Raw genomic sequence first — 13227 nt, 5'->3', positions numbered from 1 at the left:
CTCCCTTCAATGGTTTAAATCAGCACTATCAACTTTTCTAAATTATGTTAAAATAGAGAAAACTTATTGAAACGAGGGTTGGACATGCCTAAGCGAAACTATTTATGGACGAAGCAGCAATTGAGACAACAAGTACAGGTTGTGTCCGGTGAACTGCCTCCATCAATCGTCTTAACAAATGCAACGTATTTAAACAACGCATTAAAAAAATGGATCACCTCACATATATGGATCTATAAAGATCGAATTGTATACGTAGGAGATGAATTGCCTGAAAAACATTCAGCAACAGAATGGATCGATTGTGAGGGATCGTATCTTGTACCAGGATACATTGAACCCCATGCCCATCCGTTTCAACTTTATAATCCCCTATCACTTGCGCGCTATGCATCTAACAGGGGAACCACCACCATGATCAATGACAACTTGTTTTTTCTCTTAGGATTGCCACAAAAGAAAGCGCTTACAATGTTAGATGAGTTGGATAAGTTTCCGGTATCGATGTTTTGGTGGGCAAGGTACGATTCTCAAACACAGCTGTTGAATGAAGAAACCATCACGAATAAGAAAGTTAAGGAATGGCTCACCCATCCGCTCGTTATTCAAGGTGGTGAACTTACTGCGTGGCCTGACGTTATAGCAGGAGACGATGAGATACTGGAATGGATGCAAGAGACACATAGGTTGGGCAAACCGGTCGAAGGGCATCTCCCTGGCGCTTCGTTGAAGACATTAACGAAGATGGGACTTTATGGTGTTTCCTGTGATCACGAAGCGATGACTGGAGAAGAGGCTCTCCGTAGACTTGAGATGGGCATGATGACGTCTCTACGGTATTCTTCCATACGTCCTGATTTACCGGTCATACTCGAATCGCTGATTGAAAAAGGGGTAGATTGTTTTGATCGAGTGATGATGAACACCGATGGATCGACGCCTTCTTTCCTTGAGCAAGGGTTCACGGATAAGCTCATATCCATCGCCCTGGAAAAAGGAGTACCGGTAGAAGATGCTTATGCGATGGTGTCATATAATGTCGCAAACCACTACGGTATAACGGATACACATGGTATGATAGCACCTGGAAGGCTTGCGCACCTCAACTTTTTGGAATCAAAGCACAATCCAACACCAGTCTCTGTCCTCGCTCGAGGAGAATGGATCAAGAAGGATGGCGAAGAAGTTTATGACGAGTGGTCATTCGATTGGGAAGACCATGGTCTTGTTCTAAACGAACAGAACTGGGGGTTAGAGGAAGACGATTTAACTTTCTCAGGTCCAGCTGGAATCGAAATGATCAACGCCGTCATCACAAAACCATATAATCTTTCATACGAAACGGCGGTGGATGAACTCCCTACAGATCATGATGAGAGCTTCATGATGCTTCTTAGTAAGGAAGGCAAATGGCGAGTGAATACCGTTGTGAAGGGTTTTGCTAATAAAGTAAAAGGCTTTGCGAGTAGCTTCTCGAATTCTGGTGATTTCATATTGATCGGGAAGAAAAAATCAGACATGGTTGCTGCTTTAGAGCGAGTGCGGTCGATCGGTGGTGGAATCGTCCTCGTTGAAGATGGTGAAGTCGTTGTTGAAATCGAACTGCCTTTGATGGGCAAAATGTCACCGTTACCACTCGAAGACGTGATCGAACAAGAGAAGAAGATGGTGACAGAATTAAAAGAACGTGGCTATCCATTTGGTGATCCTGTTTATAGTTTGTTGTTCTTTTCTTCCACACATCTTCCGTTCGTAAGGTTGACTCAACAAGGAATTTATGATGTAAAGAGAAAGACGGTACTTTTTCCTGCGATAATGCGGTAAAATATAAAAGGGAAGACTTTATAAGCGAAGGGGGCGTGAAGACGTGGGGAAATTGCGCGTCTCACTGGCAGTTATTTTGTCTGTAGGATTACTCGCTGGCTGTTCACAAAAAGATACCGCTCAGAAATCTGGAGCAGAATCAGCCGGTGTTGAAGAACCGTCTATGAATAAAGAAGTTGATCAAATTCAAGGGGAAAAAGCTCCTCTTACCGGGGTGGCTACTGAAAACAGCGATCAGCGTGTCATCAGTGTCGTTGTGAATAATCACCCGAAAGCAAGGCCGCAGTCTGGACTTCATAAAGCAGATATCGTATACGAAATGCTTGTAGAAGGTAAGATCACAAGATTGTTAGCGATATACCAAAGTGATTATCCAGACATTGTAGGACCAGTTCGGAGTGCGAGAGATTATTTTATTGAGTTAAGCGCAGGGTTTAACGGCATTTTCGTAGCACATGGTTATTCGCCTTCTGCTCAAGCGATTTTGAATTCAGGCGCAGTCGATCACCTGAACGGCATGCAGTATGACGGAACGCTGTTTGAACGAGCTTCATTCAGGAAGGCGCCACACAATTCATATATTACGACTGATAGTATAAAAAAAGGTGCAACTGATAATGGGTATGAACTCATGCAGATTGTTGAACCACTTACATTTGGCGATAAAGAACTAGTTTCAGAAGAAAAGTCATCAGTAGCAATCGGTTACAGCAATACGTATCGCGTAGCGTATCGATACAACGATGGGGTATACAAGAGATTCTTGAACGACGAATTGATGGAAGACCGTGAGACAAAAGAGCCCATCTCATTGGAAAATGTACTGATCGTTGAAGCAAATCATCACATCATCGATGATTATGGCAGAAGAGCGATCGATATAGAATCTGGCGGAGAAGCCATTTTATTACAAGAAGGTGTAAAAAAGGAAGTAAAGTGGAAAAATGAAAATGGACGCATTACCGCGGTGAAAGACGGAAGTCCTGTTCCGCTTGTTCCAGGAAGAACTTGGGTAAATATCGTACCTGATCTAACTATGATTACGAGTAATCAGTAAGGAGAGTGCTAATCTATGCAAATTGACAAACTACGAGGGAAAACACTCGATCAACTTTTTGAAGCGATTCTTTCATTGAAAGATTTAGAAGAATGCTATCTATTTTTTGATGACCTTGCAACAGTGAACGAAATTCAGTCGTTGGCACAGCGTTTAGAGGTTGCTAGAATGCTTCGTGAGGGCTATACCTATCATAAGATCGAGACAGAAACTGGTGCTAGCACAGCGACAATTTCTCGTGTGAAACGTTGCTTGAACTATGGAAATGATGGTTATCAAATGACGCTCGATCGCGTGCATAACAAAGATTAATTGATCTATGAAAGATGGGCCGGTTTACGGCTCATTTTTTTGTTTTTGGGGGAGAGCATGAATGGGGTGTGGATGTGATGCAATTCAGACATAAATCGTCTCACTCCCAAGAGCTCCAACGCCCTGCGGATTTAAACGGGCCCACTTCCGCTTTTCGAGTGTCTAACTGCAGTGGGCAGGCTCTCGATCGCTTCATCTTTCAACCTGAACACAAAAAGCGTGTTCAATTTGAAAGGCTCCAGCGCTTGTCGAGCCTAACCGCCCACTTCCGCTTTTCGTATGTCTAGCTGCAGTGGCCAGGTCCTCGATCGCTTCCCCTTATCAATTGAACACAAAAAACGTGTTCATTTGATAAGGCTCCAGCGTTTGTCGGACCTAAGCGCCCACTTCCGCTTTTCGGTGTTCCTCTGATATAATCCAACTTATGAGGAAAAGTAGGAGGAGCGGTTTGATGTTTGATTATAGTAGTTGGAAGCATGTGTTTAAGCTTGATCCTAATAAGGTGATTGAAGATCATGATCTGGAGTTGATTTGTGAGTCGGGTACGGATGCGGTGATCGTTGGCGGGTCTGATGGTGTGACGTTAGACCTTACGCTTGATCTGCTTGCGAGAATTCGTCGATATGCTGTGCCTTGTGCGCTTGAGGTGTCTTCAGTAGAAGCGGTTACGCCGGGATTCGATTTTTATTTCATTCCGACCGTGATGAACACAAAGGACAGTCGATGGGTCACTGGATTGCATCATGAAGCAGTGAAAGAATTTGGTGAGGTCATGAATTGGGATGAAATCGTTATGGAGGGCTATTGCATCCTTAACGGTGATTCGAAGGTGGCTGCATTAACGTCTGCTGAAACGGACCTTGCTACTGATGATGTTCTGGCATATGCTCGGATGGCAGAGAAGATGTTTAAGCTGCCGATTTTTTACGTGGAGTACAGCGGCACTTACGGTGACGTTGAACTTGTTGAAAAAGTGAGTGATGTGCTAAATGACACACAGCTTTTCTATGGAGGCGGGATCGATTCTCCTGAGAAAGCTAAAGAGATGGCTGCTCATGCTGATACGGTGATTGTTGGGAATAGTATATATGACGATGTGAAGAAGGCATTGAAAACAGTAGCTGCTGTTAAAGGAAATTGATTCTCTCCTATTGGTCGGGTAAAATAGGAATTAGAACATATGTTTGTAAGGGGTGCGGAACATGCAACGATTAGTTGATAAATTATTAAACGGATTGAATCCTGAACAGCAGGAGGCGGTCAAGCATACGGATGGCCCGCTATTGATCATGGCTGGAGCGGGAAGTGGGAAGACACGGGTTCTTACGCATCGTATTGCGTATCTACTCGTAGAAAAACAAGTTGCGCCTTGGAATATTCTCGCGATTACGTTCACGAACAAAGCTGCAAGAGAAATGAAGGATCGTGTTCATACGATTGCTGGTCCAGTGGCGGAAGATATTTGGATTTCAACATTCCACTCGATGTGTGTACGAATATTGAGAAGAGACGGCGATCGGATTGGAATTAATCGTAACTTTACGATTTTGGATTCTGGTGACCAGCTGACGGTTATAAAGAAAATCCTTAAAGATCAAAATATAGATCCAAAGAAGTTTGATCCTAGAAGTATTCTAGGAAATATCAGTTCAGCGAAGAATGAACTTTTAACACCGGAAGAATATAAGACGAAAGCGAAAGGGCCTTTCGAAGAAATCGCTGCAGATGTGTATGAACAATATCAGAAGCAGCTTCGTAAAAACCAAGCGCTAGATTTTGATGATCTCATTATGCGTACCATCACACTATTTAAGAAAGTACCTGAAGTTCTTCAATACTATCAGCGTAAGTTTCAATATATTCATGTGGATGAGTACCAAGATACGAACAAAGCACAGTATGTACTCGTTAAATTGATGGCAGAGAAATATCAAAACCTTTGTGTTGTAGGAGATTCTGACCAGTCGATCTATCGTTGGCGTGGTGCGGATATTCAGAACATCCTCTCATTTGAAAAAGATTATCCGAGCGCTCGCGTGATTCTATTGGAACAGAATTATCGTTCAACGAAGAAGATTCTTCAAGCGGCAAACGTTGTGATCGACAACAATATGAATCGTAAACCTAAGAAGCTATGGACGGATAATCAAGATGGGCCATCGATCACATACTATCAAGGGAACGATGAACATGATGAAAGCAGGTTCGTAACAGGAAAGATTCTTGATATGGTGAAGAGTGGCAAGCGCACAAATTCAGAGATCGCCATTCTTTATCGTACGAACGCCCAGTCGCGTGTTATTGAGGAAATACTCAACAAATCCAACATCACGTACAATATCATCGGGGGGACAAAGTTCTATGATCGTAAAGAGATCAAAGACTTGCTTGCGTACTTACGTTTGATCGCAAACCCAGACGATGATATCAGTTTGCTTCGAATTGTGAACGTACCGAAGCGAGGTGTAGGTGCTTCCACGATGGACAAAGTTGCACGTTACGCGGCTGATCAAGATATCTCTATTTTCACGGCTCTACAAGAAGTAGAACAGATGGGACTAAGCGCTCGTTTTACAAAAGCACTTGGAAGCTTTGGAAGCTTGATCGCAAACTGGACGCAGATGCAAGAGTACCTTGCTGTGTCAGAGTTAGTTGAGGAAGTTCTCGATAAGTCTGGATACCGCGATTCACTTAGAAACGAAAACACGATCGAAGCGCAGTCTCGATTAGAGAATATAAATGAATTCCTTTCTGTTACTCAGGAATTTGAAAAAGCGAGCGAAGATAAAAGCTTGATCGCGTTCTTAACGGATCTAGCTCTCGTAGCGGATATCGATAAGCTCGATGAAGACGAAACGGAACAAAAAGAAGCGGTTACGCTCATGACTCTTCACTCTGCAAAAGGACTTGAATTCCCTGCAGTGTTCCTAATCGGAATGGAAGAAGGAGTTTTCCCTCATAGTCGTTCACTTTTTGAAGAAGAAGAGATGGAAGAGGAACGCCGCCTTGCGTATGTAGGGATAACGAGAGCGGAAGAAGAGTTGTACTTAACGAATGCTCGGATGCGAACGTTATATGGTAAAACAACTACAAATCCAGTTTCTCGTTTTATTGGAGAAATTCCTGAAGAACTGTTGGAAAAAGAGGGACAAGAAAAGCCTACACCGTTCGGATCTAGTACAAACTCCCGTTCAAGTAGACCTGCTGCGCCTAAGAAACCTCGCCGTCCACAGCTTACGTCAACCGGTGGAGAGGCGCTTGCATGGAAAGTGGGTGACCAGGCGAGCCATCGAAAATGGGGTGTTGGAACGGTCGTCAGCGTTAAAGGTGAAGGAGATTCAACCGAGCTTGATATAGCGTTTCCTGCTCCAGTAGGCATCAAGCGACTACTCGCTAAGTTCGCCCCTATCGAGAAAGAATAGCGATCCTGAAAGGTGAGGGTTTCATAGTGGAAAATGAGAATGCCAGTAAGCGTATTGAAGAACTTAGAGAACTACTAAATAAATATAATTATGAGTACCACGTGTTGGATAATCCAACTGTGCCTGACGCTGAGTACGACAGAATGATGGATGAGCTCTTAAAGCTAGAGGAAGAGCACCCTGATCTACGTACCGAAGATTCCCCTACACAGCGAGTCGGGGGTCCACCATTAGAAGGATTTCAAAAGGTTGAGCACCGAGTCCCGATGCTTAGCCTTGGAAATGCTTTTGGTGAAGAAGACTTACGGGATTTCGACCGACGTGTACGTGACCGTATAGGCGAAAACTTTTCATATGTATGTGAACTGAAAATCGATGGGCTTGCTGTGTCGCTAATTTATGAAGATGGTAGGTTTGTTCGTGGTGCAACCCGAGGTGATGGCACGATTGGTGAAGACATCACACAAAACTTGAAGACCATTCCTGCTATACCTCTTCGTCTTAGTGAACAGGTAAGCATGGAAGTACGTGGCGAAGCGTACATGCCGAAGCCTTCTTTCATGAAGCTAAATGAAGAACGTGAAAAGAATGAACAAGATTTATTCGCTAATCCAAGGAATGCGGCTGCAGGGTCGCTTCGTCAGCTAGACCCGAAGATTGCAGCTAGTCGGAATCTATCGATCTTCGTATATGGAGTAGGCACCGTAGATGGAAAAGAAATCGACTCCCATTCGGATGGACTCGATTATCTTAGTGACCTTGGATTCAAAACGAATCCTGAATGGAAACGTTGTGATACAATCGATGCTGTTATCGACTATATTGAGGGCTGGTCTGAACGAAGACCTGACCTATCCTATGAGATCGATGGGATCGTTGTAAAAGTCGATTCACTCGAACAGCAAGAAGAGCTTGGTTTCACCGCTAAAAGTCCTAGATGGGCAATCGCGTATAAGTTTCCTGCAGAAGAAGTTGTCACGAAGTTGCTTGATATCGAGCTTAACGTAGGGAGGACGGGTGTCGTAACGCCAACAGCGCTGCTCGAACCAGTTTTAGTTGCTGGTACGACTGTACAACGTGCTTCTCTTCACAATGAAGATCTCATTAAAGAAAAAGATATTAAAATCGGTGATTATGTTGTTGTGAAAAAAGCCGGCGATATCATTCCAGAGGTCGTCTCAGTGCTTGAAGAGCGTCGAACTGGAGAAGAGCAAGGGTTTGCCATGCCTGAAACGTGTCCAGAGTGTGAGAGTGATCTCGTGCGTCTTGAGGAAGAAGTGGCACTTAGGTGTATTAACCCAAAATGTCCTGCCCAGCTTCGTGAGGGATTGATTCACTTTGTGTCAAGAAACGCAATGAACATTGACGGTCTTGGAGAGCGTGTGATCACGCAACTTTTCAGAGAAGAACTCATTCATGATGTGGCAGATATTTATCAGCTAACGCATGAACAACTGATCGAATTAGAACGAATGGGTGAGAAGTCTGTAGCCAACTTATTAGAAGCCATCGCTGTTTCAAAAGATAATTCGCTAGAGAAGCTATTGTTTGGCCTTGGCATCCGACATGTCGGGTCGAAGGCAGCAAAGACACTTGCACAGCAATTCGGTACGATGGACAGCATGATGGAAGCTACTGTAGAAGACCTTGAAGCGATCAATGAAGTCGGTCAGAAAATGGCAGACTCTGTTGTGAGATATTTTCAGAACGAAGAAGTTCATGAACTTGTGGATGAGCTTAAAGCTGCTGGGGTCAACATGACGTACAAAGGGCCAAAGCCTGTTTCAGTAGAAGACATCGATTCCGTATTCGCCGGAAAAACCATCGTCTTAACAGGTAAGCTCTCGCAAATGAGTCGTGGGGATGCAAAGAAGAAGCTTGAAGAACAAGGAGCAAAGGTAACGGGCAGTGTAAGTAAAAGCACTGATTTACTCATTGCTGGGGAAGATGCTGGTTCCAAGCTTGAAAAAGCTGAATCGTTAAATATAGAAATATGGGATGAAAACAAATTCGTCGAAGAGTTAGCAAAATGAGGAGAGGGAATTAATGCGAAAGATGCGAGCGATCATCGGTAGTATGATGGCTCTTTCGCTGGTTTTATCAGGCTGTGTTCCTAGTTTCATGAAGGACGAGCAGAATGACACAGTGGAAGTGCCTAATTCTAAGGATGAAGAAAGTGAAGAAATGATCGTCAGTGAAGATATTAAAACATCTGAAAAGTATTACCGTTCCGTACTTGAGAAAAAGGGAGATAAGAACTCTTTAGATGCGTCAGAAGTAAGAGGGCTTATTACAGCTGGAGTGGATAACAGACTCGATGTGGATTCTCTTGAGATGGGCCTGATCCGTCTTTCCCAAGAACATTTTGATCCAGAGAAGTACTTTTTTAAAGAAGGTCAGCTATTTGACTCTGAGCAGATTCACAATTGGTTGTATCGAAAAAAGGGAGACAGTGAGGGACTTAACCCTGCTCTAGGAGTAGAGGATGATCCTAGCCAACACGAGAAAGTCATCGAGGCGGAGAAAAACAATCCTAAATTCCTTTCCTTTATTCATGAACAAGACTACTATGTTCAAAACAAAGATGATGAACTCCAACTAGGCGGTATTTCGATTGCCTTATCCTTATATTCTGAGTATCCCTATTCCGTGTTAGATGAAGAAGGGTTGAAATACACTGGCAACGTTAAATTAAATCGTGAAAAAGTTATTCAGCAGGGTAAGGAAGCGATCAAGCCGATCATAAAGAAAATCCGTGAAGAACATGATGTTCCTGTTATGTTTACGCTCTTTATCGAAGAGCCGAGACAATCGGTCGTTCCTGGAAACTTTGTTGCTTCGACAATTGTTGAAGAAGGAAAGGCGAGTGCAGGTTCTTGGAAAGATTTAAACGAGGAATATGTGGCATTTCCATCTGATAAAGCAGAGAATGAGTTTCCAGCTGATGCTGAAAAGTTTGCAGACTTTACTCGTGAAGTTCAGGATTTCTTTCCTAACTTTGTAGGAGTTATCGGTGCTGGCTTTTACAAGCAGGATGAACTTCGACAGTTGAAGGTGGAAATTCCTATTCAGTTTTATAGTAAAGCTGAAGTAATTTCATTTACTCAGTTTGTTACTGGGCTTGTCAAAAAGCGAAACGATACGTTCCAGCAGAATTTACCGGTATCGATTTACATCACGAGTAATGGAAAGCCGGAGAGTATCATCGTAAAAGACCCGAATCAAGAAGAACCGTTCGTTCATATCTACAGCTAATGAAAAAGGCTTCTACGGAATTTCCGTAGAAGCCTTTTCGTGTTATTCGCTCAGTGCTTTCTCTAGTGTTTCAATATTCTTCTTCATGAGAGAAAGGTAAGTTTCTTCATTCTTGATATCATCTTCCGAGAGTACAGATAGGTTATGGATGCGAAGTGTTTCTAGTCCTAGTTCTTTCTGTACCGTTTTTGCAGGCTTAGGGGTAACGTTTTGCTCGAAAATCATATATTGCAAGTTAAACTGTTTCGCGGTCTCAATGATTTCCTCCAACTGCTGTTGAGTAGGTTCCTGTGATGGAGAAAGACCTGTAACGCTCAATTGTTCTAGCCCGTAGCGTTTTTCCCAATACCCATAAGCATCATGGGAAATGAGAAATTCTTTTTTATCGGCATTGCTTACCAGCGTTTTAAACGATTCATCCAGCTCGAGTAAGTCATTTTCAAGCTCAGTAAAGTTCGCTTCAAATGCTTCTTCTTGGTCTGGTTTTAACTCGATAAGAGCTTCTTTGATGTTTCTAGCTTGCTCTATTGCAAAAATAGGATCGATCCATACATGAGGATCTACATTACCATGGTCATGATCGTGGTGCTCTTCATTTCCTTCATCATGACTATCGTGGTCCTCGTGTTCATCTTCATGGTCGGCATGCTCTTCGTGACCTTCTTCCGTTTCAGCGAGGTCAATACCTTTTGAAGCTTCAAGAGTCGTAACGCCTTCTTTGTCTAAAATATCTTTTGCAGTATCAGCAAAACCTTCTAAACCTGCACCATTAAAGATAAAGAGGTCAGATTCTGCAAGCTCAGTCATCGTTCTAGTAGTTGGATCGAAACTATGTGCATCGCTCCCTGGAGGGAGGATCGACTCAGCTTCTACTGCATCGCCACCGATTCGCTCAGCGAAGTATTCAGTTGGGTATAACGTTGTATAGATCGTAAGCTTGCCTTCTGATGTAGTCTCGTTATCGTCACCTGAAGCACAGCCAACTAACAGAAACGTAAATATAGATAGCAGGAACGCTACCGAAACGTATCTTTTCATAATAAACTCCTTTTTACCTTTTACTGTTTACTGTAGTTCATTATATAGGAATTTAGTCCACTTGCAAATAGTAATCTTTTCGATTTACGACTAAATAAATAGGATGAAAATCAGGGGTTTAGTAGAAAGCAATTCAGGATACACCCAATATATAGCAATAAAAAAACATGCGATTCTATCAAAAATTGTGGCAATATTTTCTTTGTTTGAAGAATTGTGTTATCACATGATAGAATGGTAGATGTGAAAACGTTTTAATCGACAAGGAGGCTGGATTTACATGGTAGTACCTTACAAACATGAGCCATTTACAGACTTTACGGTAGATGAGAACCGTAAAGCGTTCGAGGCAGCGCTTAAGCAAGTTGAAGGCGAACTTGGAAAAGATTACGATCTTCTCGTAGACGGTGAGAGAATTAGCACCGAAGACAAGATCGTTTCTATTAACCCTGCGAACAAGGAAGAAGTCGTAGGTAGAGTTTCTAAAGCGAATCAAGATATCGCGGAAAAAGCGATTCAAGCTGCTGACAAAGCTCTTGAAGGCTGGAGAAAATGGTCCGCTCGTGCCCGTGCGGATTTACTATTCCGTGCTGCAGCGATCGTACGCCGTCGTAAGCATGAATTTTCGGCGTATCTAGTAAAAGAAGCAGGTAAGCCATGGAAGGAAGCAGATGCTGATACAGCTGAAGCGATCGACTTCATGGAATACTATGCGCGCCAGATGATTGATCTTGGCGAAGGGAAACCAATAAACAGTCGCCCGAATGAACATAACCGCTATGTTTATACTCCGGCTGGTGTGTCTGTCGTTATCCCACCTTGGAACTTTGCGTTTGCGATTATGGCTGGAACAGCAGTAGCTCCACTCGTAACGGGTAACACCGTTCTACTGAAGCCTGCAAGTGCGACACCAGTAATCGCTGCTAAATTCGTAGAAGTGCTTGAAGAAGCAGGACTACCTAAAGGTGTACTTAACTTTGTACCAGGAAGCGGTAAAGAAGTAGGTGACTATCTTGTAGATCACCCTAAGACTGCTTTGATTTCATTTACTGGATCGCTTGAAGTCGGTACACGCATTTATGAGCGTGCTGCAAAGGTTCAGCCTGGTCAAAAGCACTTGAAGAAAGTAATCGCTGAGATGGGTGGTAAGGATACGGTAGTCGTTGACGATACTGCTGATCTTGAACTTGCTGCTGAAGCGATCGTTGTTTCAGCATTCGGATTCTCTGGACAAAAATGTTCAGCTGGCTCCCGTGCCGTTATCCATCAGGATGTATATGACGAAGTACTCGATCGCGTCGTGAAGCTTACAAATGAGCTTTCTGTCGGCGAAACGAAAAAGCCTGATGTGTATATGGGACCAGTGATCGATCAAGGTGCTTATGACAAGATCATGAGCTACATCGAGATCGGTAAAGAAGAAGGCCGTCTCGTTGCTGGTGGTACTGGAGATGACTCGAAAGGGTTCTTCATTCAACCGACAGTATTTGCTGACTTACACCCTGAATCTCGAATGCAACAAGAAGAGATCTTTGGGCCAGTTGTCTGCTTAACGAAAGCAACAGACTTTGATAACGCTCTTGAAATCGCCAATAACACTGAATATGGACTTACGGGTGCTGTTATTACAAACAACCGTGAGCACATCGAGCGCGCGAAGGAAGATTTCCATGTAGGTAACCTTTACTTCAACCGAAATTGTACTGGCGCAATCGTTGGATACCATCCATTCGGTGGGTTCAAAATGTCAGGTACTGACTCCAAAGCGGGTGGCCCTGATTACTTGATCCTTCATATGCAGGCGAAAACAATTTCTGAAATGTACTAGAATAAATGAGACTGAATAAGCACTCTCGCAACGTTCGAGAGTGCTTTTCTTTTTTTTGTTTTAACGTTTTGCATGTAATGAATTAAAACGGGATATTATAAAAATGCCAAAATCACTAAAGAATATTTCAGAATCAAGATTAACATGTCAATTTGGTGGGTAAATGTTACTAGAGTGTGTCTTATCATTACATATTTCTTAATTAATTTTAATTAATTTCATTGAATACTTATTCTAGATCGTTCAATATGGCAGTGTATGGAAGGATATTGGTGAATAATTATTCATAAAAAAGTTTATGATATAAGATTTTAATTGTTCTGAAAAATATTTTATGATATAGTAATCATTGGTTTGTAAAAGGACTTATGGTCTATAATGAAAATTTTAATTCTCAGGAAAATGCATACCTGTGAATAATGACTTAAAGGAGGTGAAAGTGTGGAATACACCTTAACAACAGCAACTTGGTTTTGGCTGCTTATACCGAT

The 13227-nt window shown here is 42.7% G+C and carries 9 protein-coding genes; 8 read left to right on the top strand and 1 reads right to left on the bottom strand.

Annotation, left to right across the window (positions count from 1 at the left end; genetic code table 11):
• Nucleotides 1-84: 84 nt before the first annotated feature.
• The 7 genes from PFZ69_RS19285 to PFZ69_RS19255 all read left to right on the top strand — a co-directional run bounded on the left by PFZ69_RS19285 (nt 85) and on the right by PFZ69_RS19255 (nt 9870).
• A complete protein-coding gene (locus PFZ69_RS19285; protein WP_270182728.1) occupies nt 85-1824 on the top strand; it encodes an adenine deaminase C-terminal domain-containing protein in 1740 nt (579 codons plus the stop codon).
• Between the two features lie 43 nt (nt 1825-1867).
• Nucleotides 1868-2881, top strand: a complete 1014-nt coding sequence (locus PFZ69_RS19280; protein WP_270182727.1) for a DUF3048 domain-containing protein — start codon at nt 1868-1870, stop codon at nt 2879-2881.
• A 15-nt stretch (nt 2882-2896) separates the two neighbouring features.
• On the top strand, nt 2897-3193 hold the full coding sequence (locus PFZ69_RS19275) for a YerC/YecD family TrpR-related protein (RefSeq protein WP_270182726.1): 297 nt from the start codon (nt 2897-2899) through the stop codon (nt 3191-3193).
• Nucleotides 3194-3644: 451 nt separating this feature from the next.
• Nucleotides 3645-4334 carry a heptaprenylglyceryl phosphate synthase gene (locus tag PFZ69_RS19270; RefSeq protein WP_270182725.1) on the top strand — a complete coding sequence of 230 codons (690 nt, stop codon included), beginning with the start codon at nt 3645-3647 and terminating at the stop codon, nt 4332-4334.
• A 61-nt stretch (nt 4335-4395) separates the two neighbouring features.
• A complete protein-coding gene (pcrA, locus tag PFZ69_RS19265) occupies nt 4396-6615 on the top strand; it encodes a DNA helicase PcrA (RefSeq protein WP_270182724.1) in 2220 nt (739 codons plus the stop codon).
• 26 nt (nt 6616-6641) lie between these two features.
• Nucleotides 6642-8648: an NAD-dependent DNA ligase LigA gene (ligA, locus tag PFZ69_RS19260; RefSeq protein ID WP_270182723.1), complete on the top strand. Its 2007-nt coding sequence runs from the start codon at nt 6642-6644 to the stop codon at nt 8646-8648.
• Between the two features lie 13 nt (nt 8649-8661).
• Nucleotides 8662-9870, top strand: coding sequence for a CamS family sex pheromone protein (locus PFZ69_RS19255; RefSeq protein ID WP_270182722.1), 1209 nt, complete (start codon nt 8662-8664; stop codon nt 9868-9870).
• 42 nt (nt 9871-9912) lie between these two features.
• On the opposite strand, the gene PFZ69_RS19250 is transcribed toward PFZ69_RS19255, so the two are convergent.
• Nucleotides 9913-10908, bottom strand: a complete 996-nt coding sequence (locus PFZ69_RS19250) for a metal ABC transporter solute-binding protein, Zn/Mn family (RefSeq protein WP_270182721.1) — start codon at nt 10906-10908, stop codon at nt 9913-9915.
• Between the two features lie 280 nt (nt 10909-11188).
• On the opposite strand from PFZ69_RS19250, the gene pruA reads away from it, so the two are divergent.
• A complete protein-coding gene (gene pruA / locus PFZ69_RS19245) occupies nt 11189-12736 on the top strand; it encodes an L-glutamate gamma-semialdehyde dehydrogenase (RefSeq protein ID WP_270182720.1) in 1548 nt (515 codons plus the stop codon).
• The last annotated feature ends 491 nt before the right edge of the window (nt 12737-13227 follow it).

Source organism: Alkalihalobacillus sp. CinArs1 (assembly GCF_947387515.1).
In the GTDB taxonomy this organism is placed as follows: Bacteria; Bacillota; Bacilli; order Bacillales; family Guptibacillaceae; genus Guptibacillus.
The sequence above is the reverse complement of the archived record's forward strand: the minus strand, read 5'-3'. Positions and strand labels throughout refer to the sequence as shown.